This window comes from Cellulomonas wangsupingiae, from assembly GCF_024508275.1.
In the GTDB taxonomy this organism is placed as follows: Bacteria; Actinomycetota; Actinomycetes; order Actinomycetales; family Cellulomonadaceae; genus Cellulomonas; species Cellulomonas wangsupingiae.
Window position 1 is genome coordinate 4052215 of sequence record NZ_CP101989.1, and the last position, 25944, is coordinate 4078158.

Here is a 25944-nt window from a genome sequence, read left to right on the forward strand (position 1 = left end):
GGTCGGACGGATGTGCCGGTCAGACGAACGCGCCGACCCCGGTGATCGCGCGCCCGACGATGAGGTTGTTCATGTCGCGCGTGCCCTCGAACGAGTAGACGGCCTCCGCGTCGGCGAAGAACTTGGCGACCCCGTGGTCGAGCACGATGCCGTTGCCGCCGAGCAGCTCGCGGCACCACGCGACCGTCTCGCGCATGCGGGTCGTCGCGTACCCCTTGGCGAGCGCCGCGTGCTCGTCGCCCTGGCGTCCCTGGTCCTGCATCCGCGACGCCTGCAGGCACAGCGCGATGCACGCGGTGATGTTCCCGAGGCACTGCGCGAGGCGGTCCTGCACGAGCTGGAACGACGCCAGCGGCCGGCCGAACTGCTGACGCTCCCCCGCGTACCGCACCGCCGCCTCGTACGCGCCGACCTGCACGCCCACGGCCTGCCAGGCGACCTCGGCGCGCGTCAGCCGGAGCACGAGCGCGACCTCGCGGAACGAGTGGATGTTCGGCAGCCGGTCGGCCTCGTCGACGCGGACGCCGTCGAGCGTGATGTCGGCGTTCTGCACGATCCGCAGGGCCTGCTTGCGCTCGATCTTCGTGGTCGTGAACCCGGGGGTCCCGCGGCGCACGAGGAAGCCCTTGACCTGGTGGTCGGCGACGTCGCGCGCCCAGATGACGACGACGTCGGCGAACGTCGCGTTGCCGATCCACCGCTTGGCGCCGTTGAGCACCCACGTGTCGCCGTGGCGCTCGGCGGTCGTGCGCAGGCCCTTCGAGGAGTCGGAGCCGGACAACGGCTCGGTCAGGCCGAACGCGCCGATGAGCTCGCCACGGCCCATGGGCGGCAGCCACTGCGCGCGCTGCTCGGGCGAGCCGCCGATCGCGATCGAGCTCATCGCCAGGCCGCTCTGCACGCCGACGAACGTCGCCGTCGACGGGTCGACCCGCCCGAGCTCGAGCGCCGCCCAGCCGCGCCACACGGCGCTGTTCTCGAACCGCTGCGTCTCGGGCCACATCGCGCCGAACATCCCGAGGTCGGCGAGCCCGGGGATGATCTGCGTCGGGAACTCGGCGCGGTCCCAGTAGTCGGTGGCGATGGGCCGGACCTCGCGCTCCATGAAGTCGCGCAGGCGCAGCGACGCCTCGAGCTCGACGGGCGTGAGCTCGTCCTGGAAGCCGTAGAAGTCGGCGGCGAGACGGTCGGTGCCGGGGACGAGGTACGCGCCGGCGGCGGTCGCGGCGCTCCCGGCGGCGGCCGGACGGTCGGCGGTGCGGTCCGTGGCGGCGTGGTCCGTCGTGGCGGTGTCGGTCATCTCGGCCCTCGATCGTCGTCGATCGGCGCGCTGCGCCCCGGTGCGCGCGCGTCCCGCTGCCAGGGTTGCATCATTCTCAGGAATGTTGCAACCCCCTGCCGGGCCGGGGCTAGAGTGCGGCGCATGACGGCCCCCACCCACCGGAGCTCGCTCGCGCGGGTCGGCACCGCGGTCGCGCCGTCCCGGCTGTCCCAGCGCCTCGAGGACGGCACGCACGAGGACGCCGTCCGGGCGTTCCGCATCGCACGCGAGACGTTCATCGCCGGCGAGCGCATCGACATGGGCGGGCTCGCGACCCGCTTGGGCGTCGACCGCACCTCGCTGTTCCGCTGGGTCGGCAACCGCGACGCGCTGCTGTCCGAGGTGCTGTGGTCGCTCGCCGTCCCGACGCTCGAGCAGGCCGACGCCGCGACCCACGGGCGTTCCGGCAGCCACCGGGTCGTCGCGATCCTCACCTCGTTCGCGCACGACCTCATCACCGCCGACTACTTCCGGTCGTTCCTGAGCCGGGAGCCCGCGCGGGCCCTGCGGCTGCTCACGACCAACGACAGCGAGATCCAGCGCCGGTACGTCGCCGTCGTCGAGCAGCTGGTCCGCCAGGAGCTCGGCGACCGGCCGTTCGGGCGCGACATCGCTCCGGCCGACCTCGCCTACCTGCTCGTGCGGGTCTCGGAGTCCTTCACGTACGCCGACCTGATCACCGGCGACGCGCCGAGCGCCGAGCGCGCCCGCGCCGCGTTCGACCTCGTCCTGCGCCCCGAGGAGCCCCGATGACCTACGGCCACCGCGCGCCGTTCCCGACGCGCTGGAACGACAACGACCAGTACGGGCACGTCAACAACACCGTCTACTACGAGGCGATGGACACGACCGTCAACGCCTGGATGATCGGCGCCGGGCTCGACCCCCTCGGCGGCGACCGGATCGCGCTGTGCGTCTCGTCGTCGTGCGAGTTCCGGGCGCCCGCGTCGTTCCCCGAGCCGCTCGCGGTCGGCCTGCGCGCGGGCCGTGTGGGGACCACGAGCATCACGTGGGAGCTCGGCATCCTGCGCACGGACGAGCCGGAGCCGATCGCGACCGGGCGGTTCGTGCACGTGTTCGTCGACCGCGACTCGCGCCGCCCGGCGCCGATCCCCGAGGGGATCCGGGTCGCGATCGAACGGGACCTGGTGGTCGAGACGTGATGCCAGGGACGTTGTTCTTGTAGGTGTGGGCGCAGGCGCCTACCCTGGTAGGGCACACAGCAGTAGTTGTGTGAAGTGGACCCGGCAGCCCTCCGGACGGTGGGTGAGCCGGGTCTCGCGCTGTCTACAGGATGTGCACGTCTCCGAGCACCGGGCTCAGCCGCTGACGCCACGCACTGCCGTGGGTCCAGCACCACGCGGCAGCGTCCGGTAGCCACAGCAGCGGCTCGCTCCGCGCGGGCAGGTGCTCGTAGGTCAGCGCGTCGATGACGTCTGCGGCGCGCACGGCCGCATGCAGCACGCGCTGGTCGTGCTTGACGAGGGAGTCGTCCTGCTCGATGACCAGCCGCGTCGCCCCGTTCGCCGCCAAGTCGGCGACGATGCGCTCCAGGCACAGGGCACGGGCCCGTTTCGGGTCCCGCACGCCGCGGGCGTCGTACACATCGATGCGCACATTGGTGGCGCACACCGCGGCGGTGATCTGCGCGCGTCGGCTGGGACGCTCCTTCGTGAAGTGCAACCGCGCCTGCCCCGGCAGAAGCAGGCCGCGCATCGTCGCGCGAGCCGATCGCAGATCACGCGGCGCGACCAAGGCGGCGACGACGAGCAGGCCGTTGTCCTTCGTCTCGTCGACGAACGCGTGCACGCTCACCGTGCACTGGACCTGTTCAGGACGCGATGCTCGCAGACGCCACCGACATCCTGAGATCGAGCGTCGCGAGGACGGTTGAGGATCTCGCCCGGCATACCGACTGTTCGGTATGCTTGCGTTCGCGGGCACCGCCGCCCGCCCGAACCGCGGAGGTGGTCACCGGTGACCCAGCCCGTCCCGGACGCGCCGCCCGCGTCCGCCGGCACACCGCAGGTCCCGCCCACGCCCGGCCGGCAGACCGATGACGGCACCACCGCACGGGCACTGCCCGGTCTCGACGTCGCGCGCCTCGACACGTGGCTCCGCCGCACGCACCCCGAGCTCGCGACCGACGAGCCGCTGCGCGCGACGCTGTTCGCCGGTGGCCGCAGCAACCTCACGTACCGGGTCGACGGCGCGCGCGTCCCGCTCGTGCTGCGCCGGCCGCCGCTGGGCCACGTGCAGGAGACCGCGCACGACATGGCCCGCGAGTACCGCGTGATCCGCGCGCTCGGCAGCACCCGCGTCCCCGTGCCCGCGACCGTGGACCTCGTCGACGACGCCGACGGCAGCGCCGGGACCGGGACGCCGTTCTTCGTCATGGAGCGGGTCGGGGGCGAGGCACTGCGCGACCCCACGCAGAACGGCGCCTGGTCCCCCGCCGAGCTCCGGGCCCTGAGCCTCGAGCTCGCGGAGCTGCTCGCCGAGCTGCACACCCTCGATCCCGCGTCCGTCGGGCTGGGCGACCTCGGCCGACCCGACGGCTACCTCGGCCGCCAGCTGGACCGCTGGGGTCGGCAGTACGACGGCTCGCGCTCGCGCGACCTCCCCGCGCTCGACGCGCTGCAGGAGCGCCTGCGCGAGCACGTGCCCGCGACGGTCCGCACCGGACTCGTGCACGGGGACTACCGGCTCGACAACGCGCTCGTCTCCCGCGCGGGCGGCGTGCACGTGGCGGCGGTGCTCGACTGGGAGATGGCCACGCTCGGCGACGCCGCCGTCGACCTCGGGATGCTCGGCCTGTACTGGGACATCCGCCGGATCGCGCCGCCCGACGGCCTGACCGCGAGCGCGGTCGACCCCGCTGCGGGCTACCCGGAGTTCGCCGAGCTCGCCGACGCGTACGCCGCCCGGTCGGGCTCGTCCGTCCCCGAGCTGTCCTGGTACCGCGCGTTCGCGGCGTACAAGCTCGCGGTGATCCTCGAGGGTGTGCACTTCCGGTACCGCGCGGGCGAGACCGTGGGCGAGGGCTTCGACGCCATCGGCACCCTCGTCCTCCCGTTGGCCGACGAGGGCCTCGCGTGCCTCGACGGCGCGAGCTGAGAGCAGCGGACGTGGACTTCGCCTACGACGAGCGGACCCGGGACGTGTGCACGCGCACGCGCACGTTCCTCGACGAGCACGTCCTGCCCGCCGAGCCGGTGCTCGACGCGCAGGTCGCCGCGACCCCCGACGAGTGGGGTCCGCGCCCGGTGGTCCGCGAGCTGCAGGAGATCGCGCGGGCGCAGGGCCTGTGGAACCTGTTCCTGCCGGGGCCGCGCGGCGCCGGGCTGACGAACCTGCAGTACGCGCCCGTCGCCGAGCTCCTGGGCCGCAGCCCGCGCCTCGGCCCCGTCGCGACCAACTGCGCGGCCCCCGACACCGGGAACGCCGAGCTCCTCGCCTCGTTCGGGACCCCCGAGCAGCAGGAGCGCTGGCTCGACCCGCTGCTCGCCGCGCAGACCCGCTCGGCGTTCTGCATGACCGAGCCCGGCGCCGCGTCGTCCGACGCCACCCAGATCGCGACCCGCATCCGCCGCGACGGCGACCACCTGGTGGTCACGGGTCGCAAGTGGTGGTCGACGGGCGCGATGAACCCCGACGCGACGCTGCTCGTCGTCATGGGGGCGACCGACCCCGAGGCGCCGCGGCACCGGCAGCAGAGCATCGTGCTCGTCCCGCGCGACACCCCCGGCGTGCGGGTCGTCCGCCCGCTGACCGTGCTCGGCTACGACGACCGCGACCACGGCGGGCACGCCGAGATCGCGTTCGAGGACGTGCGCGTGCCCGCCTCGGCGCTGCTCGGCGGTGAGGGCGACGGGTTCGCGATCGCGCAGGCCCGGCTCGGACCGGGCCGCATCCACCACTGCATGCGGGCGCTCGGCATGGCGGAGCGCGCGCTCGACCTGGTGCGCGAGCGCGCCGCGTCCCGGTCCCCGTTCGGCCGGCCGCTCGCCGAGCAGGGCGTCGTGCGGGAGTGGGCCGCGGAGTCGCGCATCCAGGTCGAGGCGCTGAGGCTGCTCGTCCTCAAGACCGCCTGGCTCATGGACACGGTCGGCAACCGCGCGGCGATGACCGAGATCCAGGCGATCAAGATCGCGGTCCCGCGCGCGGTGCAGCAGGTCGTGGACCGCGCGATCCAGGTGTTCGGTGCGGCGGGGCTCAGCGAGGACCAGCCGCTCGCCGCGATGTACGCCGCAGCACGGTCGCTGCGGATCGCCGACGGGCCCGACGAGGTCCACCTCTCCTCGCTCGGGAAGGCCGAGCTCCGCCCGCGCCCGACGTGACGTCCCGCCCGCACCGCACCACCCCGCACCAGCACCACCTCGCACCACCCCCGCTGTAGCTGCCGACGAAGTCACCACATGCGAAGGGACCCCGAGATGACCCCCGACCCGATCCTCACCGGCCCAGGGCACAGCACGCTCTCCGTCGCCGCGATCCTCGCCGAGACCGCCCGCCGCCACCCGGACCGGGTCGCGTTCCACTTCGGTGACGACGCGCTGACCTACGGCCCGCTGTGGGACCGTACGCGCGCGTACGCCGGTGCCCTGCGGGACCGTGGCGTCGGGCCGGGCGACCGCGTCGCGATGCTCGTGCCGAACGTGCCCGACTTCGCGCGCGTCTACTACGCGGTCCTGTCGCTCGGCGCGGTCGTCGTGCCCGTGCACCTGCTGTTCAAGGCCCAGGAGATCGAGTACGTGCTGCGCGACAGCGGCGCGACGCTGCTCGTCGCCGCGGCCCCGATGCTCGGCGAGGCGCTGCCGGCCGCCGCGGCGGCCGGCGTCCCCGCTGTGACGGTCCTGGTACCCGACATGCACGCCGCTGCGGTCCCGGCCCCGCGCCTGGAGGACGAGGCCGACGCCGCGGAACCGGTCCACACGTACGCGTCGGTCAACCCGCTCGCGCCGGCCACGGTCCTGTACACGAGCGGCACGACGGGCCGACCCAAGGGCGCGGTCGCCTCGCACCTCACCCTGATCGAGCAGGTGCACGTCACGCTGCTCGACACCACGGACCTGCAGGCCGACGACGTCATCTTCGGCGGGCTGCCGTTCTTCCACACGTTCGGCCAGTCCGCCGTGCTCAACACCGCGTTCCGGCGCGGCGCCGCGATCGTGCTGCTGCCCCGGTTCGACCCCGACGAGGCGCTCGCGCTGCTCGTCAGGCACCGCGCGACGGTGTTCACCGCCGTCCCGACGATGTTCCTCGGCATGGTCCAGGCCGCCGCGCGCACGCCCGCCCGGCCCCCGCTCAAGTACGCGGTCTCGGGCGGCGCCGCGCTGCCGGTCGCGCTGCTGGAGGCGTTCGCGCAGGAGTTCGGTGCCGAGGTGCACGAGGGCTACGGCCTGACGGAGACGGCGCCGACCGTGTCGTTCAACTACGTCGGCGAGCCCATCCGCCCGGGCACCGTCGGCCGGCCGCTGTGGGGCGTCGACGTGGAGGTGGCGGACCCCGAGGTCGAGGGTCGGATCGTGCTGCTCGGCCCGGGCGAGCTCGGCGAGATCGTGGTGCGTGGCCACAACCTGTTCAAGGGCTACCTCGGCAACCCCGAGGCGACCGCTGCGGCCGTCGTCGACGGCTGGTTCCGGACCGGCGACCTCGGCACCGTCGACGCCGAGGGGATCGTGACGATCGTCGACCGCAAGAAGGACATGATCGTCCGCAACGGCTACAACGTGTACCCGAGCGAGGTCGAGGACGCGATGGTCCGCCACCCGGCCGTCGCGCAGGCCGCGGTGTTCGGCATCGCCGACGACGCGCACGGCCAGGAGGTCCACGCCGCCGTCGTCCTCATGCCCGGCCGCGCGGCGACCGCGCAGGAGGTCGTCGACTTCACGCGCGAGCTGATCGCCGCCTACAAGTACCCGCGCGTGGTCCACCTCGTGGAGACGCTGCCGCTCGGCGGCTCGGGCAAGGTGCTCAAGCGTGAGCTCGTCGCGCAGTACTCGACGGCGGCCGGGGAGCCCGTCGTGCGGTGACGGCGGCCAGCTCGCGGACGAGCGGCCCGGGTGCGACATCGCACCCGGGCCGTTGCGCGCCGGCGGTCCGAGCCGGTCAGGTCTGCGGGATCCCGTCGTTCTCCAGCGGGACCGCCTCGCCGTCGTACACGACGACGTCCCCGTCGCCGGTGTCGGTCGTGTACACCTCGCCGACGTAGTCCTGCACGCCGCCCTCGACGACCGTGATCCCGACGCCGCCGAACGCCCGGCGGCTGTCCGCCCCGAACCCCAGCGGGACGATCCCGTTGCCGACGACCTCGCCGGACTCCAGGGCCTCGACCAGGCTCTCGCGCGTGGGGTCCTCGCCCGCGCGCGCGAGCGTCTCGGCGAACGTGTACGCCACCGACATCCCGAACACGGTGTTCCCCGTGAATGGCGCTCCGTCGTTGTACTCGTCGTTGACCCTCCGGAACAGCTCCACCCACGGGTCGTCGGCGCTGAACGGGAGGTAGTTGGTGCTGACGAAGCCCTCGAGGAGCGCGGGCCCGACGTCCTCGCCGAGGTAGCCGACCAGCGTCGGGTAGTCGCCGCCCGACGACGAGGACAGCCACTGCGCGCGGTAGCCCATCTTCGCGGCGGTGCCGAGCGCGAGCGCCGTGAAGCCGTTGACGGTCGCGAGGAAGTTCACGGTGCACCCGGCGGCCTGCATCGCGCCGATCTGCGCGGTCACGTCCTGGTTGGACACCGAGTACGTCTGGGTGCTCGCGAGATCGTCGAGCACCGTCGTCAGGCCGACGGTGAAGTCGGTGCCGAAGTCGTCGTCCTGGCCGAGCACGCAGTAGACGGCGTCGTCGTACGTCTGCTGGGCGTGGTGGGCGAGCACCTTGCCCTCGGTGATGTAGTCCGCGTTGTAGCCGAACGTCCACGGGTAGGTCTCGGCCTGGTCCCAGCTCGGGCTGCCCGACGCGACGAACAGGTCGGGGACCTCGTTCTCGTTGAGGTAGTCGAGCACCGCGGAGTGGGTCGGGGTGCCGAGGCCGTTGACGACCGCGAGCACCTCGTCCTCCTGGACGAGCTCGCGCACGACCGTCTGCGTGGTCGCCGGGTTGTACGCGTCGTCCTTGACCACGTACTCGATGCTGCGGCCGTGGATCCCGCCGTTGTCGTTGAGGTAGTCGAAGTACGCGGACGCGGCCGCGGAGATCGACGAGTAGCCCGCCGCCGCCGGTCCGGTGAGCGGCGTGTGCGTGCCGATCGTGACGGTCTCCTCGTCGACGCCGGGGGACGCGGCGGGCGTCGAGCAGGCGGCGAGCGGCACGATCGTCACGAGCGCGACGAGCGGGCCGGCGGTGCGCCGCGGGCGGCGGCGCGTGGGTGAGGTACGGAGCTGCGGCATCGTCGTCATCCCTCGGTCGGTGTGCGGACGGGTTCTCCAGAGCGGGTGGCGGTGGGGCCGACGGACCCGGGGCGTGCGGCCGGGCCGGTGGGGTCGTCGCCGGCGGTGGGAGCGAGCCGTGCGGCGGTGCGCCCGGGTGCCGGGGGCCGTCCGCGGGCCCGGCGGCGGGCGCGGGCGGCGGTGAGCGCGCCGGCCAGCCCGCCCGGGGCGCCAGCGACGAGGACGATGAGCAGCAGCCCGAAGATCAGCAGCGCGAGCGTGCCGTCGAGCCGCTGCGTGACCTGCGACGGGAGCGGCAGCACGTCGGTCAGTGTGCCGACGAGCCACGGCAGCAGCACCAGGAGCACCGCGCCGAGCGCGGCGCCGAGCAGGCTGCCGAGCCCGCCGACCACGACCGCGACGAGCAGCAGCAGCGAGAGCGACACGGTGTAGGCGCCGGGCGAGACCGACTGCGTGACGAACGTGAGGACCGCGCCGCCGAGCCCGGCGGTCACGGAGCTGACGACGAACGCGAGCACCTTGACCCGGGCGGGCGCGATCCCGGCGAGCGCCGCGGCGACCTCGTCGTCCCGCACCGCGCGCATGCGCAGCCCGGTGCGCCCGTCGCGCACGAGGGCGAGCCCGGTCACGGCGACGGCAGCGACGGCGAGCGCGACCCACGCCTGCCACTGCTCGAGGGCGATGAGCGCCTTGAGCGGGCCCGGGACGCCCTCGAACTGGATCCGGACGCCGCGGTCGCCCTGGAGCGCGCCGACGCTCGCGGCCACCGCGGGCACCGCGACGACGAGCGTGAGCGTGAGCCCGGCGAGGTACGGGCCGTGCAGGCGGGCGCCCGCGAGCCCGAGCAGCAGCCCGAGGACTCCGGCGGCCACCGCCGCGGCGGCGGTCGCCGCGAGGAACCGCGGGACGCCGTTGACGCCGGCCGAGGTCAGCGCCTGCGACGTCAGCGCGTACCCGTAGCCGCCCGCCGCCATGAGTGCGGCGTGCCCGAGCGAGAGCTGCCCGCTGAGCCCGACGAGGACGGTCAGCCCGGCGGTCGCGCACAGGTAGGCCGCGGCGAGCGCGAGCTGGTAGTTGCGGTACGGGTCGAGCAGGAACGTCAGGCCGATCGCGAGGACGAGCCCGCCGAGCGCGAGCAGGAGCGTGCGGCGCGCGTTCATGCTCGCCTCGCCTCGGCCTGGGCGAACAGGCCGGACGGTCGCACGAGCAGCACGACGACGAGAAGTACGAGCACCGCGACGGGGGCCAGCGTCGCCCCGAGGTACCCGGTGACGAGGCTCATGACGACCCCCACCGTGAGCCCTGCGAGGAGCGCACCGCCCGGTGAGTCGAGCCCGCCGACGACCGCGACGGTGAACGCGTAGACGAACAGCATGTCGGCGGCGTGCGGGTTGAGGCCGAGCTCCTTGGGCACCGCGAGCATCGCGGCGAGCGACGCGGCCGCCGCGGCGAGCACCCAGCCGACCGTCCGCATCCGTGCGACGCGGACGCCGAGCAGCCGGGCCACCTCCGGCGCGAACGCCGCGGCGCGCAGCTGGAGGCCGAGCGTCGTCCGCACGAACAGCAGCCGCAGGGCCGCCATGAGCCCGAGCGCGACGATGACGACGAACACGTCGTACGGCGAGAGCAGCGGGACCCCGCCGACGCGCAGCGGCCGGTCGCTGAACGGTGCGGGGACGGGCTCGTGCTGCTGGCCGAACGCGATGCCGAGCAGCGACTGCAGCACGATCACGAGGCCGATCGCGAGGATGACCCCGGACAGCGGCGAGCGGGCCGACGCGAACCTCAGGACCCCCCGCTCGACCACGAGGCCGACGACGCCGCCGGCCAGCACGGTCGCGACCAGGCCCCACCAGTAGCTGCCGGTCAGCCCGGTGACGGCGACGCCGACGTACACGCCGACGATCGCCATGGCGCCGGCGGCGAAGTTGACGATCCTGGTGGCGCGCCAGATGAGCACGAGCGCGAGCGCGAACAGCGCGAACAGCGTGCCCCGGGCCAGCCCGGTGCCGAGCAGGAACACGAACCGGTCCATCAGAACCCCAGGTAGGCGTGTCGGAGGGCCTCGTCACCGGCGAGCTCGGCCGCCGGCCGCGACGCGACGACCTCCCCGAGCCCGAGCACGAGGCCCCGGTCGGCGACGGACAGCGCCCCGGCGACGTTCTGCTCGGCGAGCAGGACGGTGAGCCCGGTGCGGTCGCACAGCTCGCGCAGCGTGCGCATGATCTGGGCGACGACGAGGGGCGCGAGGCCGAGCGACGGTTCGTCGAGCAGGAGCACGCGGGGCCGGGCGACGAGCGCGCGGGCGATCGCGAGCATCTGCCGCTCGCCGCCGGAGAGCTGGTGGCCGAGGGTCGTGCGGCGTCGCTCGAGAGGCTCGAAGAGCGCGTACATCTCGGCGAGCGCGGCTCGCAGGCCGGCGGGGTCGCGGCGCCAGAGCCCGCCGAGCCGCAGGTTCTCCTCGACGGTGAGCTCGGTGATGACGCCGCGCCCCTCGGGCACCTGGGCGAGCCCGCGGCGCACGCGGTCCTCGACGCCGACGCGGGCGAGGTCCCGCCCGTCGAGGTGCACGGTGCCGGCCGACGGCGCGAGCAGCCCGGACACGGTCCGCAGCAGCGTGGTCTTGCCGGCGCCGTTGCCGCCGACGAGCGCGACGACGGTGCCGTCGTCGACGTCGAACGAGACGCCGTGCAGGACGGGCGCGCCGCCGTAGCCGACGACGAGGTCCCGCACGCTCAGGGCTGCGCTCATGGGGCGGTCACCTCGATCCCGAGGTACGCCGCGGTGACGGCGGGGTCACGGCGGACGTCGTCGGGCAGGCCGTCGGCGATGACCCGCCCGAAGTCGAGCACGACGACCCGGTCGCACAGCCCCATGACGAAGTCGACGTGGTGCTCGACGAGCAGGACCGCGCACCCGGTCGCGGCGACGCGCCGCACGACGGCGTCGAGCTCGGCGATGTCGGCGGCGCCGAGCCCGCCCGCGGGCTCGTCGAGCAGCAGGAGGCGGGGATCGGCGACGAGCGCGCGCGCGAGGGCGACCTTCTTCTGCTCGGGGTAGGGCAGCGCACCGACGGGCAGCGCGGCGCGGTCGGCGATCCCGAGGTCGTCGAGCGCCCGGAGCGTGCGGGCTGCGGGGTCGGGTGCGCCGGGGTCGGGGGCGGCGGGGTCAGGGGTGCCCAGTGCGCCCACCTCGACGTTCTCGAGCACGCTCAGGCCGGGGAACAGCCCGAGACCCTGGAGCGTGCGGGCGACGCCCGCCCGGGCCAGCCCCGAGGGCGTGCGGGGTGCGGGGCGGCCCGCGACGGTGATCGTCCCGGCGGCGGTGCGGACGAGCCCGCTGACGGCGTTGAACACGGTGGTCTTGCCCGCGCCGTTCGGCCCGATCAGGCCCACGACCTGGCCGTCGGCGACGTCGAGGTCGACGTCGGTGAGGGCCGCGAGACCGCCGAAGCGCACGGTCAGTCCGCGGACCTGCAGTCGCATCGCACCCGCGCGGGCGGGCGCTTCCCGTGGTGGCATCGGCACTCCGTCGTGTCGGCGTGCTGCGACAGTACAGGAGAAACCGACTGGACGGTATGTGTCAGACCAGACGCATTCCCGGACGCCCGCCCGGTACCGCCGTCAGGCGTGCGGGACGCCCGCGATCATGCCGCCGTCGACCACGAGCTCGATGCCCGTCACGTACGCGGACTCGTCGCCGGCGAGGAACAGCACGGCGCCCACGACGTCGTCCGGCACCGCGGGCCGCCCGAGCGGGATCCGCTGGAGCGTCACGTCGAGCCGCTCCGTCATCGGCGTCAGCACGAAGCCGGGGTGCACCGAGTTGACCCGGATCCCGTCGGCACCGAGCTCGACCGCGAGGGACTTGGTGAGCCCGCGCACCCCGAACTTCGACGCGACGTACCCGTGCAGACCCGCGTCGCCGCGCATCCCCTCGACCGAGGAGATGTTGATGATCGACCCCCTCCGGGCCGCCTTCATGACGGGCACGACCGCGCGCACCCCGAGGTAGGTCCCCGTGAGGTTGACCGCGATCACGGCGTCCCACTTCTCCCGGCCGTACCGCTCGATCCGGCCGGCGTTCGCGATCCCGGCGTTGTTGACCAGCACGTCCACCCCGCCGAGCCCGACCGCGGCCTCCACCGCGAGCGCCCAGCTGCTCTCCGACGTCACGTCGAGGTGCACGTACAGCGCGCGCTCCCCGAGCTCGTCCGCGAGCGCGGTCCCCTCCTCGTCGAGCAGGTCCGCGACGACGACGCTCGCGCCGCAGCCGTGCAGGGCTCGCACGTACGCGGCACCGAGGCCGCGGGCCCCGCCGGAGACGAGGGCCACACGTCCGTCGAGCTGCGTCATCGTGGTCCCCTCTGCAGTCGGTCCCAGCCCGGTCGCGTCAGTCCTGGACGCGGACCACGAGGCGGCCCGTGGTGCTCCCGGCGGCGAGCCGGGCGACCGCGTCGGCGGCGTCGGTGAACGGGACCACGTCGCTGACCTGCGGCACGACGGCGCCGGCGTCCGCGAGCCACGTCAGCTCGGCGTGCGCGGCGGTGACGAGGTCCGGGCGGGTGCGCGCGTAGAGCCCCCAGTGCAGACCGTGCACGGTGTAGTTCTTCACCAGCAGGTGCGCGGCACGGATGTCCTGGATGGTCCCGCCGGCGAACCCGACCACGACGATCCGCCCCTCGAACGCGACCGACTTCGTCGACGCGACGAACGCGTCCCCGCCGACCGGGTCGTACACGACGTCGGCCCCGGCACCGCCGGTCTCGGCACGCACCGCGTCCGCGACGTCCTGCACGGACCGGTCGATGACGACGTGCGCCCCGGCACGGCGCGCGGCGTCGGCCTTGGCGGCGCTCCCGACGACCCCGATGACGCGGGCACCGGCCGCGGCGCCGAGCTGGACCGCCGCGGTGCCGACCCCGCCTGCCGCGGCGTGCACGAGCAGGGTCTCCCCGCGCTGGAGCGCCGCACGCCGGTGCAGCCCGAACCACCCGGTCTGGTAGGCGATCGTGAAGGCGGACGCCTGGGCGTCGTCGAGCGCGTCGGGCGCCGCGAAGACCTCGTGGGCGTCGAGCACCGCGAGCTCGGCGAGCACCCCGATGTGGGAGCCGACGACGCGCTGCCCGACGTCCACGTGCGTGACGCCGGCGCCGACCGCGAGGACCTCCCCGCACAGCTCGATGCCGGGCACGAACGGCAGCGGCGGGCGCACCTGGTACTCCCCGCGCGCGAGCAGCACGTCCGGGAAGTTCACGGCGACCGCCCGCACCCGCACGAGCACCTGCCCGTCGCCCGCGACGGGGTCGGGGAGGTCGACGAGCCGCAGGACGTCCGCGGGCTCCCCGTGGGCCGTGACGTGCCAGGCGCGCACGGCGGTCAGCCCTCGACCGCGGAGGCGGCGTGCGGCCGGACCGCAGGGGCTGACCCGGCCGACGCGGCCGAGATCGAGACGAGGAACAGGTCGGTGAGCTGGTTCGCGAGCACGGTCTTGTCCTCCGGGCCTTCGGGGCTGTACCAGTGGGAGAGGTAGTGCACGTCCGAGAAGAAGTGCGCGACGAGCACCGCGACGGGGACGTCGGTGCGGTAGAGGTCCTCGGCCTGACCGGCCTCGATGAGGCCGGCGAACGTGTCGTGGTACGCGCGGCGGCGGCGGGTGACCTCCTGCTGGCGCGGTGCCGAGAGCATGTGCGCGCTGCGGAAGAACACGGTGCCCTCGAGCAGGTGGTCGACGGACGTCTCGATGACGTCGACGCACACCGCGCGCAGGGTCTCGGCGGTCGGCTCGCCGCGCTCGACGATCGCGTTGAGGTGCTCGGTCTGGAGCGACAGCAGACGCTCGTAGATGCCGAACAGCAGGTCGTCCTTGGACTGGAAGTAGTGGTACAGCGCGCCCTTGGTCACGCCTGCCGCCTCGACCACCTGCTGCACGGAGGTGTTCGCGTACCCCCGGGACGCGAAGAGCTCGACCGCCGCCCGGGTCACGTCGTCCACCACGCTCGTCTGCTTCATCCGCACATCCTCACCCCATCGGCGCCACGGAGGCGCCACCGTCGATCACGAGCGTCTGACCGGTCACCCAGCCGGCGTCGTCGGACAGCAGGAACGCCGCGGGGCCGGCGACGTCGACGGGCTCGCCGAGCCGGCGCAGCGGATAGCGCGCGGCGACCTCCTGCTCGCGACCCTCGTAGAGGGCGGCGCCGAGCCTGGTCCGCACGACCGCGGGAGCCACCGCGTTGACCCGGACCCGCGGGGCGAGCTCGACCGCGAGCTGCTTGGTGAGGTTCATGAGCCCGGCCTTGGAGACGCCGTAGAACGCGATGCCGGGGCTGGCCGTGAGCCCGGCGGCCGACGCGGTGCTGAGCACCGACGCCCCCTCGCCCGTCCCGAGCCCGGCGGCGACCGCGTCGCGCGTCCACTCGAGGGCCGCGACGACGTTGACGGCGAGGATCTTGTGCACCGCCGCGAGCTCGATCTCCAGCGCCGGGCCGTAGACCGGGTTGATGCCGGCGTTGTTCACGAGGTGGTCGAGGCGCCCGAACCGCTCGACCGTCGCGGCGATCGCCGCGGTGCGGTGCTCGGGGTCGTCGACCTTCCCGGCGACGCCCAGCACCCGCTCGGCCCCGCGGTGGGCCGACAGGGTGGCGACGGCGGCGTCGAGCGCGTCCTGCTTGCGGCCCGTGAGGACCACGGACGCGCCCTCGGCGAGGAGCCGCTCGGCGATCGCGAACCCGATGCCGCGGCTCGCGCCGGTGACCAGGGCGACCCTGCCCTCGAACCGCTGCATCGCACGCCTCTCCGTGGAGGTCAGATCACAGACCGACCGTCCGGTATGTGTCGTGAGGGAGCGTACACGACGCCCAGGACAACCTGGTCATCACCGTGATGGCTCCCCGCTGGGGGCCATCGACAGCTTCGGGGCGCGCCAGTCGATCTCCGGCTCGAGAGGCACAGGGCTGAGCACGAGCAGGTGACACCCACCTGCGCGTCTGCTACGGGGAACGCCCCGGAGCGTCGTGCAGCTCAGAGGCCGTCGGCCGTCGATGTGGACGCGTCACCGAGTCGTGCGCCCCACAAGCGGGAGCCGACCGTGACGGCCGTCGCGACCACCAGAGCCCCACCCGCGACGACAAGTGCCGCCCCGTACCCCGCGGCGTCCCCGAGAAGACCACCCAGCGGCGCAGCCACGACGATCATCGCGCGGTTGATCGAGCGCATCGTGGCGTTCATCCGGCCCTGCAGCGCGTCCGGCGTCGCGGTCTGGCGGTACGCCAGCTCGTTCGTGTTCTCCGCGCCCATGCACAGCCCGAGCAGCAGCTGCCCCAGTGCGAACACCACCCACGCCGGACCACCGCCCCACCCGCCGGCGGCCGGCCCCTCGTGCATCGCCACGGGCGAGAGCGCCATGAGCCCCCACGCGATCCCCGTCCCGAACCGTGCGACGACGATGACGCGGCCCGCACCGAACCGTCGTCCGAGCCGGACCGCGACGGACGCGCCTACCAGCGCCCCCAGCCCGGCAACCGAGAGCGCCAGGCCGAGCGTCCCCGCACTCAGGTGCAACGTCCTGTACGCGAACGGCACCATCACCGCTCCCGCGACGGCCGAGCAGGCGAACCACGCGTGCGTGCTCAGCGCGAGCGGACGCAGCGTCGGGTGACGGTAGACCCAGCGCACACCCTCCCGGATCTCGGTCCCGATGCTGCGGAGCCGGGCGTTCGACCTCCGCTCCACAGCGGGCTCGTCAACCTTGACCGTCGCCAGGAGGATCGCGGACGCCAGATAGCTGACGGCGTCGACGAGCACCGTGAGCGGCGCACCCAACAAGCGGACGAGGCCGCCGGCGAGGGCAGGGCCGCTGACCTGGGCGACCGCATCCGACTGATCGAGCCGGGCGTGTGCCGATCCCAGCAGCGTGGTCGGCACGACGCGGGGCACGAACGACTGGAACGCTGCATCACCCACCAGCGTGCACAGCCCGAACACGGCCATGAGGACGACGAGCCACCCCACGCCGAGGTGCCCCGTCATGGACAGCGCAGGGATCGCTCCGAGCGCGACCGCGCTCAGCAGGTCGGTGGCAACCAGCACCGGACGGCGCCGCATCCGGTCCACCATCACGCCGGCCAGCAGCCCGAACACGAGGTACGGCACCCAGCGGGCCGCATTGACCAGCCCGACGTCGACGGCGTCGCCGTCCAGCGCGTCCACGACGATGAACGGCACTGCGAAGGTCGTCACGAAGCTGCCGAACGCTGAGACCGTCGAGGCGCTCCACAGCCGACCGAACCCGCGGACGCCGCGCAGCGTCATCGTCTGCGTCGGTCGGTCGTCGGTCACCGCTGATGTCTATCGCACGCGACAGCGTGTCGATGCGTAGCGGCCCAGTGCTGGTGCCGTCGGCGAGCTGGACGGTGACGGTCGCATCAGGGTCCTTCCGATCTCGGAGCCCTTCTCCACTAGCGGTCGTCGTGACCGTGGGCCATGATCCGGTTGCTCCCGAATCACCCGAATCATCCGATCCTCCGGCTGGCCCGCCGGACCCCTTCCCTGGAGTGCCCATGCTCGCGCTCGTCGCTGCCGCGATCTTCGCCCTCGCCCTGCTCCTCGACCTCGTCGAGGCGAACCTCGGGGACGCGTTCACCCCCCAGACGCTGATGTTCGTCGGCCTGTTCCTCCTCGCGCTGCACCTGGGAGGAGTCGGCGGCGCGTCGCCGGTGAACGGCGGCTGGCGGGGGCGTGGGGGAAGCTCCCGCCGGCGGTAGGGGCTCGTACCACCCGCTCCCGTCATCACGCCGGAATGCACCAAGAGGTCACGACGCGCTCCGCGCGTTCGTGGCCTCTTGGTGGCCCCGGGAGGAGCCGCACGGGCAGCTCATTCTCGCCTCAGTCAAACAATGTCGAGATGCAGCACACAGACGGATCGTTGGGATGCGACGCACGTCGAACACTGAGGTGTCGTGCACCGCGGTCGGTCAAAGTACGGCGTGGTTGACGAGTGCCGACATGGCGACGCATCGCCAGCGCCTGATGCTGCGTGATCTCGTCTCGGGCGAGTGATGCCACCGTGCGGCGTAGAAGCCGTCTGTCAGCGTGGTGCCCTGTCCGTCAGCGTTCCTCCGGGAACTCGTGCGCCTGCGCCTGGGCGAGGGTGCGCTCACGGCCCGGCACGCCACGCCCGCCGACCAGCTCGACGAGCACCCCCCACCGGTCCGGGGCGTAGAAGCTCTCGTCGTGGAGGCGGATGCCGAGCGAGTCCGCGACGCGCAGGAGAGACGCCCGGGAGAACTTGTCCTGCGTGCGTCGAGCCTCGCGGTCCAGGGGGTCGGGAAGCGGCCACTCCTCGTCCGGCTCGGTGAGCTCCCAGCGGTGACCCGTGTCCGACACCTGCACCTTCACGCTCGAGCCGCGCACACCCCACTTCGCGCTCGGATCCGGGTCGAACACCGCGACCCCGCGTGCCCCCCACCACCCTGTTCTGGTCCGGCGGTCGAACGTCTGCGGGGAGTCCACGACGCCGACCGCGCGCATGCCGCCCGGCTGCGCGGCCATCCCTCCCGCGTCGCTGATCGCCTCGCTCCCGCGCCACGAGTTGTCCAGCATGGCCGTCCAGCGCGCACCGGCGGTCGGCAGCAGAAGGTAGCGCGTCACGTACGCCGTCCTCAGCGGCAGCAGGGTGCCCAGCAGCTCCGGGAGCGCGCCCTCGACACGCCGCGTGCGCAAGACGCCGCCGGTGAGCTCGGTCGTGGCACGGCCACGCCAGGACACGAGCACGTCCGCGCACGTCGCGGCATCCGCCGCGAGGAACGTGATGCCGTGCGTCACCGGGAACCACGCATCGTCGAGCAGGTACCGCTCACCCGTCCCATCGACCATGGCGGATCTTCTCACTCGCACGCGTGGCCACCCGCTCGCGTGCGGTCGGCGCGTTGGGCGCGGGAAAGTCTGCCGATCCGGGCACGGTGCGTCGGCGATACGTCAACGCGTGGCGCCATTCCGACCAGGCTGCCGCTCGGCACCCCACCCGCAGGCCCACGCGACGGACTTCGCCGATAGGTGCAGGCGCCAGGCCACAGCAGTCAGGGACGCAGAACCGCTGAAGTGACCACCAGAACCAGTCCGCGTCGGGGAGCAGTGAGGCGACGGAGGTCCACCCGCCCGGCGGGTAGTCTCCCGGGCTGACCATCCTCCAGACCTCGCCTCCGACGCCGTTTGTCACGCGGGCGGAGTACGAGGAGCGGTCCGACCGCGCACGCGAGTTTCTCCGCAGTACCGCACCGGCCGTGACATTCTCGCGCCAGGACGCGTCGCGACGGCGCGCGGCGAGGGAGGGACCTGTGCACCTGCGGCTGATTGGTTACTGGCGCAACGACGAGCACCCCGAGTACCCCGACCCTCGTGAGCTCGTCGATGAGAGCTGGGATGCGGACGACCGTTACGCGGTCGGCGCCTACTTCAGGTCCGGAACATACCTGCGCGGCTGCATGGGCATGTCCCCATGCCGGTTCTGCGGGAAGCACAACGGCGCGTCCGAGTTCACCGACGGCGTACTGGTCTGGCCGGAGGGCTTGACGCACTACGTCGAGGATCACGGTGTCCGACTTCCCGGGACGATCGAGAAGTACGTGCTCTCCCGGATGGAACGGCTCGAGTCCCCGGTGGTGTCGGTGGACTGGTGGGTAGCAGGGGCGGATCCCACCGGTGGGCCGCTCGAGCCGCTCGAGCGATTGGTCTGGCAAGGCAACGCGCAGCTGGCGCAACAACCCGGCCGCAGGTTCCCCGGCCTTTTCGTTCAAGGAGACACGCTCTCCAGTCACGTGGACGGGCCACGGTCGGCTCAACTGCTGCGCTGGTACGAACAGATGATGCAGGCAGCGGGACGCGACGAGCTCCCGTACTGACCCGACGCACGACGTGACGCCGGAGGCGTGCGATCTGGGACGCTTCGAGACTCGATGCGGTGTCGCGCCGCCGCCTACGGTGATCCCGAGCGGATGATGGAACCAGCCGCTCACGCCCCCGCGGCGGCAAGTTCCCGGCTGGCGCGGAACTCCTCGGCGGCGGCCTCGGTCGTGTACTCGACCAGGGCGACCTTGTGCTCGCGAAGCACCTCGAGCACCTGTTCGGGGGTGGCGTAGAAGAATTCCCGGCGGGTGTTGATGCGGTTGACACGCTGGTCTGCGAAGTGCCGGTGCAGCATCGCTTCGATGCCGAACGCGTCCTCGGAGAAGAAGAGGGCGTGCACGTCGAACGTGAACGGCACCGAGGCGTCCCCGAGCTCGCGCACTCGGTCCATCGGCTCCAGGCGGCGGGTCACCGGTCCGGCTCTCCGGGCTCCTCGTCGAGCCAAGGGTGGCCCGTCATGGCCGACGGTCCCGACGCCACGTCCGCTTGCCCGTCCCCCGTACGGACAGCATGCCGCGGGCTGCCAATTAGTTCGCGCGCGCCGTACTTAATGAACCTGTCGCGGATTTTCAAAGTAGGTGTCGAGATGCAGGACAGATCGACCGGCGTCAGGCGTCGTACTTTGACCGTCCAGCCGTCCGGAGGGGTGTGCGGGCAAACTACGTCGGTTCATCCGCGCCGTCATGGGCAGCCTGGTGGTGACGGGGCTCAGGGAGATCCTCACCGCGACCTTCCCGCAGCGGCCGCCGTACGGCGGTGGCTGTGGTCAGGCGCCCAGGACGCGCATGGCCGCCGCAGAACGGGGGTCGTAGGTAGCCACATAGTGGTCCTCCGCAGCGACCCACCGAGCAATCCACTCATCGGCGTTCTCGCCGCGTTCGACCTGGCGCTGCAGGCGGGTCTCCGCAGATGCGTCCACCCACACCGCGATGTCGACGAGGTCGAGAAGCTGAGGCCGCAGGGTGTACACGCCCTCGACGAGGACGACATCAGGCATGGGCATCTCGACCCACCCGCCCATCTCCTCGAGTACCCAGTCGTATCTCTGGTAGCGCAGCGTCGGGTCGCCTCGGCGTACAGGCTCGAGAACCTCGCTCCGCAGCCGCTGCCAGTCGAAGTACCGCTGCACACCGGCAGCGGAAGACAGCGCGGCACGCGTGCAGCTGTCCATGTCGCGGTAGAAGTCATCACCCTCGACGACGACTGCACCGGCGAGCAGAGGGACGACAGCTCGGGCGAACGTGGACTTGCCCGCCCTGACCGTCGATACCGACCAGGACGGGACGGCGGGGCGCGGCGGCGACAAGCGCGTGGAGCTCCGCTGCCGCGCCGTCTCCCACTGAGCTCCTATCGGTTGAAGCGGCGGCCTGGTCCTACCAGCGGCGACGAGCGCACCGATCGACTGACGGGTTCGCGCGCCCGGTCCGCGCAACGCGCGTTTCCGTGATCCGGCATCCGCCGCAGCCGCGCAGCCCGCATACGACGAGGCCGGGCGTGCCGCGCAGCAGCTAGTCAGACTACCGACCCCAGGGAGTCAAGGTGTCGTGCATCTCGACAGCGGCACGAGCGGTCAAAGTACGACGCTCGGGGTCGGTCGAACTGTCCCGGAGCTCACACCTCGGCGGGAGCGAGGAGCCAACTGCGGCGTAGGTGCACGGTGAAGCCATTGCGGGCCAGGTTGCGGACGCTGGGAGAGCCCGGGGCCGCAGTCGCCACAGCGCCGCGGGCACCGGCGGCTGCTGCTGCGGCGAGGCGGCTGTGCAGCAGTGCGGTCTGCGCTCCGCAGCTTCTGTGGGTCGGCAGGGTCGCCGCTCCTCCCAGAACCGCCACGTCGTCGTGCAATGACATCGCCGCCGCTGCCACGGGCCGGTCTTCCTTCCAGGCCATGAAACGCAGCACCTTCGGGTCCGAGTGTTCGGCGACGAGGAACCGGTCAACGTCGACCGGTGCCGCGTAGCCGGCGGAGAGCACCTCGAAGAAGGTCGCCAGGTCCTCGCCCACCGCCGGTCGCACCTGCAGGTGGTCGCTCGGGACGACACGTTCGTCACGGCTTCTCGGATCGAGCACCGCGATCGGTCGGACAGGGCCGGGGGCCGCACGAAGATCGCTCAGCCGCTCAGCCGAGGGGAGATCGCCTGAGGTACCCACCACCGCGGGTAGCGGAGCACCGGCGGCCGTGAAGACTGCAACGACATCCCGAAGAGCTGCAACCGTCCGCGCGTTCGCCCCGGTCACCGAGTTCAGGAACCCCAGCCCGGGCGAGTTGGTCAGCAGCGCCCGTAGGCCCCCGAGCTCGAATGCCTCGAAGCGTCCCGGCAGACCCGCTGCTGTGGCCGCGCCGAAGGCCAGGCGGCTGCGGTGGTACACGGCGTGTTCGCCGGGGCTCAAGTCCATCGGCCCATTCTGGTGTGGAAATGCAGGACAGATTGACCGGCGTCAGGCGTCGTGCGTTGACGGCCCAGTCGTCCGGACAGGTCCGCCAGCAAGCTGCGTCGGTCCATCCGCGCCTTCATGGGCAGACTGGTGGGCATGGGGCACACGGTGATCCAGGTTCCCGTTCCAGTGCTGGAGTCGATCGCTGCGCGGCTCGAGGTCGCGCCCGTGTGCCCCCACGTCACGTTGCTCGGACCGTTCGTCGATCGGTCCGAGTCGATGAAACCCTCGTCGGCACCATCCGCGAGCTCCTGGCTCCCGTCCGAGCATTTGGCTTCAAGCTCTCCGCGGTCGGCCGCTTCGCCGGCGGACTCACGTACCTGGTGCCCGACCCTGGCGCGCCGTTCATCCGGCTCACGGAGATCTTCTCCGCGGCCTTTCCGCAGTGGCCGCCGTACGGCGGGATGTTCGACGAGGTCGTGCCTCACCTGTCCATCGGCGAGGCACTCCCCGAGACCGACGTGGCGATCCTGAGGGAGCTACTACCCATCAGCGCGACCGCAGACGAGGTGACGCTCGCTTGGTGGTCGGACGACATCGTGGAAGTGCTTGAGCGCTATCCGCTTCGAACCGGGTAGTCACGCTCGCGACCGTTACCAATCAAGCGAGCCCTGGGCGTGCCGGCGTCCTCGTCGTCGTCGGGGGGGGCGCGCGACTGGGTGGTCAGACTATCGACGCCGTCTAGTCAAACTATCTTGCATCTCGACAACAATAAACGCAACGCAACGCACCTACATCTGCATGTCCACGAACCGCGAGTAGTGCCCCTGGAATGCCACGGTGATGGTGTCGGTCGGGCCGTTACGGTGCTTGGCAACGATCAGATCAGCCTCACCGGCGCGCGGAGACTCCTTCTCATAGGCGTCTTCACGATGCAGAAGAATGACCATGTCGGCGTCCTGCTCGATGGAGCCGGACTCACGCAGGTCGCTCATCGCGGGCCGCTTGTCGGTGCGCTGCTCGGGACCACGGTTCAGCTGCGAGATCGCGATCACCGGGACCTCGAGCTCCTTGGCGAGCAGCTTGAGCGCACGCGAGAACTCCGAGACCTCCTGCTGGCGGGACTCGACGCGCTTGCCGGACGTCATCAGCTGGAGGTAGTCGATGACGACGAGCTTGAGGTCGTGGCGCTGCTTGAGGCGCCGGCACTTGGCGCGGATCTCCATGAGCGACATGTTTGGCGAGTCGTCGATGAACAGCGGGGCCTCGCTGATGCGGCCCATGGTCGCGGCGATCTTGGCCCAGTCGTCCTCGCCCATCGCGCCCGTGCGCAGTTTCTGCAGGTGCACGCGCGCCTCGGCCGAGAGCAGACGCATCGTGATCTCGTTGCGGCTCATCTCGAGGGAGAAGACAACTGCGGCCTGGTTGTTCTTGATGGCCGCAGAACGGACAATGTCGATTCCCAGGGTACTTTTGCCAATTGCCGGACGCGCCGCCACCACGATCATCTGCCCCGGGTGCAGCCCGTTCGTCAGCCGGTCGAGGTCCGCGAACCCGGTCGGCACGCCGATCATGCCCTCGCCACGGTGCCCGGCACGCTCGATCTCGTCGACCGTGCCGCCGATGACCTCGGACAGCGGCAGGTAGTCCTCGGACGCGCGCCGCTCCGTGACGGCGTACACCTCGGCCTGGGCGTTGTTGACGAGCTCGTCGACGTCGCCGCCGTCGGTCGCGTAGCCGAGCTGCACGATGCGGGTGCCGGCCTCGACGAGCTTGCGCAGGATGGCCCGCTCCCGCACGATCCGCGCGTAGAAGCCCGCGTTGGCCGCGGTCGGGACAGCCGCGATGAGCGTGTGCAGGTACGCGGCACCGCCGACGCGGGCCATCTCGCCGCGCTTGGTCAGCTCGTCGGCGACGGTGATCGCGTCGGCGGGCTCCCCGCGGCCGTACAGGTCGAGGATCGCGTCGTAGATCGCCTCGTGAGCCGGGCGGTAGAAGTCCGTGCCCTTGATCTGCTCGATGACGTCGGCGATGGCGTCCTTGCTGATCAGCATGCCGCCGAGCACGGAACGCTCGGCCTCGAGGTCCTGCGGCGGGGTGCGGTCGAAGCCGCCGCCGCTGCTGCGCCCGCTGTCCGGCGGCGCGCCGTACTGGAGGTCCTCGATGGTCACCTGTCACCTGCTCCTGCTCGTCCCCACCCCGCCGAACACGTGTTCTACCGGGACCCTCTGACAGTCACCCCTCGAGCGTCCCTGACGGACGTCGACGCCCACCGGGGACCTGCCCTCGCGAGGTTAGGCGGCGAACCGCCGGGACCCAAACGGGTGTGTGCACGGACCGGTGGACGGCCTGTGGACAAGCCCTTCGGCCCTGTGTGCACAGGTTGGGGACACACCTGTGGACAGAGCGGGTGACGACGCCCGGCAGGCCGTCCGACCGGCACTTACGCTGTACACGTGCTGTGGAACGAGGAACATTCCTGCGCTGTTCACCTGGTGGACGTCTGAACCGGCCCTCGGACACCCCGGACTCGTCCTCCCCTGGCACGCCCGGCCCCGTTGGGCCGTCCGGGGGACACCGCGACGACCCCGTGGCTCCCGCGCATCCCCCACCGCGTCACCCCGACCGGCCCGCGGGCGTCGACCGCCAGATCCTCGCCCTCGCCGTCCCCGCGCTGGGCGCCCTGGTGGCCGAGCCGCTGTTCGTCCTCGTCGACTCCGCGATGGTCGGGCACCTGGGCACCGACGCCCTCGCGGGGCTCGCGCTCGCGTCGACCGTCCTCGTCACGGTCGTCGGTCTGTGCGTCTTCCTCGCCTACGCCACCACCGCCGCCGTCGCACGCCGCCTCGGCGCCGGGGACCTGCGGAGCGCGCTGCAGACGGGCGTCGACGGCATGTGGCTCGCCCTCGGCCTCGGTCTCGTGCTGGCGGCCGCGACGTGGGCCGCCGCACCCTGGCTCCTCGGCGCGCTGGGCGCCGACGGGGCGGTCGCGACGCAGGCCGTCAGCTACCTGCGCTGGTCCGTGCCCGGGCTGCCCGGCATGCTGCTCGTCCTGGCCGCCACGGGCGCGCTGCGCGGCCTGCAGGACACGCGCACGCCGCTGGTCGTCGCCGCGTCGGGCGCGGTGGCCAACGCCGCCCTGAACGCCGTGCTCATCTACGGTGCCGGGCTCGGCATCGCGGGCTCGGGCCTGGGGACCGCGCTCGCGCAGCTCGGCATGGCGGCGTGGCTCGTCGTCGTGGTCGTGCGGGGCGCGCGGGGCACCGGAGCGCGCCTGACCCCCGCCGCGGGCGGCATCTGGGCCAACGCGCGCGCCGGCGTCCCGCTGCTGGTCCGCACGGCGTCCCTGCGGCTGGCCATCCTGCTGACCGTCTGGACGGCCACCGGGCTGGGGGCGACCGCCCTCGCCGGCCACCAGGTCGTCAACGCCGTGTGGGGCCTCACCGCCTTCGCGCTCGACGCCCTCGCGATCGCCGCGCAGGCGCTCGTCGGGCACGCGCTCGGCGCCCGGGACGTCGCCCGCACCCGCGCGGTGCTGCGCCGCACGCTGCAGTGGGGCGTCGGCGCCGGCGCGGTGATGGGCCTGCTGATCGGGCTGCTGGCGCCGGTGTACGTCCGGGTCTTCACCCCCGACGCCGACGTCCAGCGCGCGGCCGTCGCCGGCCTCGTGGTCGCCGCCGTCGCGCTCCCGATGGCCGGGTGGGTGTTCGTCCTCGACGGCGTGCTCATCGGAGCCGGTGACGGCCGGTTCCTCGCCTGGGCGGGGGTCGCGACGCTGGTCGCCTACGTCCCGGCCGCCCTCGCGGTGCACGCGTGGGCGCCGTCGGGGGCCGCCGGGCTGGCCTGGCTGTGGGTCGCCTTCGCGGGCCTCTTCATGGCGGCGCGCGCCGTCACGACGGGCCTGCGCGCACGCGGGACGTCCTGGATGGTCGTGGGCGACTGACGCGCCGCCAG

At 72.6% G+C, this 25944-nt stretch carries 26 protein-coding genes; 9 read left to right on the forward strand and 17 right to left on the reverse strand.

The genetic code is table 11. The features are described 5' to 3' along the window. Window positions 1-19: 19 nt before the first annotated feature. Window positions 20-1300 (reverse strand): acyl-CoA dehydrogenase family protein, encoded by a 1281-nt coding sequence (locus NP075_RS18715; protein WP_227563605.1) that lies wholly within the window; start codon window positions 1298-1300, stop codon window positions 20-22. Between the two features lie 123 nt (window positions 1301-1423). Here NP075_RS18715 and NP075_RS18720 point away from each other — a divergent pair, with 123 nt between their 5' ends. Both NP075_RS18720 and NP075_RS18725 read left to right on the forward strand, forming a co-directional pair. After that, window positions 1424-2074 carry a QsdR family transcriptional regulator gene (locus NP075_RS18720; protein ID WP_227563606.1) on the forward strand — a complete coding sequence of 217 codons (651 nt, stop codon included), beginning with the start codon at window positions 1424-1426 and terminating at the stop codon, window positions 2072-2074. Beyond that, the gene (locus NP075_RS18725) at window positions 2071-2484 is read left to right on the forward strand and encodes an acyl-CoA thioesterase (RefSeq protein ID WP_227563607.1); all 414 of its coding nucleotides are present in this window, start codon (window positions 2071-2073) and stop codon (window positions 2482-2484) included. The genes NP075_RS18720 and NP075_RS18725 overlap by 4 nt, the downstream gene beginning before the upstream one ends. 124 nt (window positions 2485-2608) lie before the next feature. Here the strand turns inward: NP075_RS18725 and NP075_RS18730 are convergent, their stop codons facing one another. After that, entirely contained in the window at window positions 2609-3136 is a 528-nt protein-coding gene (locus tag NP075_RS18730; RefSeq protein ID WP_227563608.1) for a hypothetical protein, read from the reverse strand. Between the two features lie 162 nt (window positions 3137-3298). On the opposite strand from NP075_RS18730, the gene NP075_RS18735 reads away from it, so the two are divergent. The 3 genes from NP075_RS18735 (at window position 3299) to NP075_RS18745 (ending at window position 7356) form a co-directional block, all read left to right on the forward strand. Further along, complete coding sequence (locus tag NP075_RS18735) at window positions 3299-4438, forward strand: phosphotransferase family protein (protein WP_227563609.1); 1140 nt, start codon at window positions 3299-3301, stop codon at window positions 4436-4438. 11 nt (window positions 4439-4449) lie between these two features. Next, entirely contained in the window at window positions 4450-5661 is a 1212-nt protein-coding gene (locus NP075_RS18740; protein WP_227563610.1) for an acyl-CoA dehydrogenase family protein, read from the forward strand. 96 nt (window positions 5662-5757) lie between these two features. Beyond that, window positions 5758-7356, forward strand: a complete 1599-nt coding sequence (locus NP075_RS18745) for a long-chain-fatty-acid--CoA ligase (RefSeq protein ID WP_227563611.1) — start codon at window positions 5758-5760, stop codon at window positions 7354-7356. A 76-nt stretch (window positions 7357-7432) separates the two neighbouring features. Here the strand turns inward: NP075_RS18745 and NP075_RS18750 are convergent, their stop codons facing one another. The 10 genes from NP075_RS18750 to NP075_RS18795 form a co-directional block, all read right to left on the reverse strand. Further along, window positions 7433-8713 carry an ABC transporter substrate-binding protein gene (locus tag NP075_RS18750; protein ID WP_227563612.1) on the reverse strand — a complete coding sequence of 427 codons (1281 nt, stop codon included), beginning with the start codon at window positions 8711-8713 and terminating at the stop codon, window positions 7433-7435. Window positions 8714-8718: 5 nt separating this feature from the next. Then, on the reverse strand, window positions 8719-9873 hold the full coding sequence (locus NP075_RS18755; RefSeq protein WP_227563613.1) for an ABC transporter permease subunit: 1155 nt from the start codon (window positions 9871-9873) through the stop codon (window positions 8719-8721). Further along, window positions 9870-10748 (reverse strand): branched-chain amino acid ABC transporter permease, encoded by an 879-nt coding sequence (locus tag NP075_RS18760; protein ID WP_227563614.1) that lies wholly within the window; start codon window positions 10746-10748, stop codon window positions 9870-9872. The genes NP075_RS18755 and NP075_RS18760 overlap by 4 nt, the downstream gene beginning before the upstream one ends. Next, entirely contained in the window at window positions 10748-11464 is a 717-nt protein-coding gene (locus NP075_RS18765; protein WP_207369720.1) for an ABC transporter ATP-binding protein, read from the reverse strand. The genes NP075_RS18760 and NP075_RS18765 overlap by 1 nt, the downstream gene beginning before the upstream one ends. Further along, window positions 11461-12198, reverse strand: a complete 738-nt coding sequence (locus NP075_RS18770) for an ABC transporter ATP-binding protein (RefSeq protein WP_227563615.1) — start codon at window positions 12196-12198, stop codon at window positions 11461-11463. Before NP075_RS18770 ends, NP075_RS18765 begins: the two co-directional genes overlap by 4 nt. 138 nt (window positions 12199-12336) lie before the next feature. Next, a complete protein-coding gene (locus NP075_RS18775) occupies window positions 12337-13068 on the reverse strand; it encodes a glucose 1-dehydrogenase (protein WP_227563616.1) in 732 nt (243 codons plus the stop codon). A gap of 37 nt (window positions 13069-13105) precedes the next feature. Continuing rightward, entirely contained in the window at window positions 13106-14086 is a 981-nt protein-coding gene (locus NP075_RS18780; RefSeq protein ID WP_227563617.1) for an NADPH:quinone oxidoreductase family protein, read from the reverse strand. A 5-nt stretch (window positions 14087-14091) separates the two neighbouring features. Next, window positions 14092-14724, reverse strand: a complete 633-nt coding sequence (locus tag NP075_RS18785) for a TetR/AcrR family transcriptional regulator (RefSeq protein ID WP_227563618.1) — start codon at window positions 14722-14724, stop codon at window positions 14092-14094. Window positions 14725-14734: 10 nt separating this feature from the next. Further along, entirely contained in the window at window positions 14735-15499 is a 765-nt protein-coding gene (locus tag NP075_RS18790) for an SDR family oxidoreductase (protein ID WP_227563620.1), read from the reverse strand. Between the two features lie 236 nt (window positions 15500-15735). Next, entirely contained in the window at window positions 15736-17052 is a 1317-nt protein-coding gene (locus NP075_RS18795; RefSeq protein WP_227563621.1) for an MFS transporter, read from the reverse strand. Window positions 17053-17273: 221 nt separating this feature from the next. Here NP075_RS18795 and NP075_RS18800 point away from each other — a divergent pair, with 221 nt between their 5' ends. After that, the gene (locus tag NP075_RS18800; RefSeq protein WP_207340015.1) at window positions 17274-17477 is read left to right on the forward strand and encodes a hypothetical protein; all 204 of its coding nucleotides are present in this window, start codon (window positions 17274-17276) and stop codon (window positions 17475-17477) included. A 343-nt stretch (window positions 17478-17820) separates the two neighbouring features. Here NP075_RS18800 and NP075_RS18805 read toward each other — a convergent pair whose 3' ends face one another. After that, on the reverse strand, window positions 17821-18588 hold the full coding sequence (locus NP075_RS18805; protein WP_227563623.1) for a hypothetical protein: 768 nt from the start codon (window positions 18586-18588) through the stop codon (window positions 17821-17823). Between the two features lie 461 nt (window positions 18589-19049). On the opposite strand from NP075_RS18805, the gene NP075_RS18810 reads away from it, so the two are divergent. Next, the gene (locus NP075_RS18810; RefSeq protein ID WP_227563624.1) at window positions 19050-19613 is read left to right on the forward strand and encodes a DUF6959 family protein; all 564 of its coding nucleotides are present in this window, start codon (window positions 19050-19052) and stop codon (window positions 19611-19613) included. Window positions 19614-19723: 110 nt separating this feature from the next. Here NP075_RS18810 and NP075_RS18815 read toward each other — a convergent pair whose 3' ends face one another. The 3 genes from NP075_RS18815 to NP075_RS18825 form a co-directional block, all read right to left on the reverse strand. Then, window positions 19724-20029 carry a GIY-YIG nuclease family protein gene (locus tag NP075_RS18815; RefSeq protein ID WP_227563626.1) on the reverse strand — a complete coding sequence of 102 codons (306 nt, stop codon included), beginning with the start codon at window positions 20027-20029 and terminating at the stop codon, window positions 19724-19726. 354 nt (window positions 20030-20383) lie between these two features. Then, window positions 20384-20923: a uridine kinase family protein gene (locus tag NP075_RS18820; protein ID WP_227563627.1), complete on the reverse strand. Its 540-nt coding sequence runs from the start codon at window positions 20921-20923 to the stop codon at window positions 20384-20386. A gap of 305 nt (window positions 20924-21228) precedes the next feature. After that, window positions 21229-22011, reverse strand: a complete 783-nt coding sequence (locus tag NP075_RS18825) for a GNAT family N-acetyltransferase (RefSeq protein WP_227563628.1) — start codon at window positions 22009-22011, stop codon at window positions 21229-21231. A 209-nt stretch (window positions 22012-22220) separates the two neighbouring features. On the opposite strand from NP075_RS18825, the gene NP075_RS18830 reads away from it, so the two are divergent. Beyond that, window positions 22221-22628, forward strand: a complete 408-nt coding sequence (locus NP075_RS18830; protein ID WP_227563629.1) for a 2'-5' RNA ligase family protein — start codon at window positions 22221-22223, stop codon at window positions 22626-22628. A 153-nt stretch (window positions 22629-22781) separates the two neighbouring features. Here NP075_RS18830 and dnaB read toward each other — a convergent pair whose 3' ends face one another. Next, a complete protein-coding gene (dnaB, locus tag NP075_RS18835; protein WP_227563678.1) occupies window positions 22782-24155 on the reverse strand; it encodes a replicative DNA helicase in 1374 nt (457 codons plus the stop codon). A gap of 425 nt (window positions 24156-24580) precedes the next feature. Here dnaB and NP075_RS18840 point away from each other — a divergent pair, with 425 nt between their 5' ends. Continuing rightward, on the forward strand, window positions 24581-25933 hold the full coding sequence (locus NP075_RS18840; RefSeq protein ID WP_227563630.1) for an MATE family efflux transporter: 1353 nt from the start codon (window positions 24581-24583) through the stop codon (window positions 25931-25933). Window positions 25934-25944: the final 11 nt, after the last annotated feature.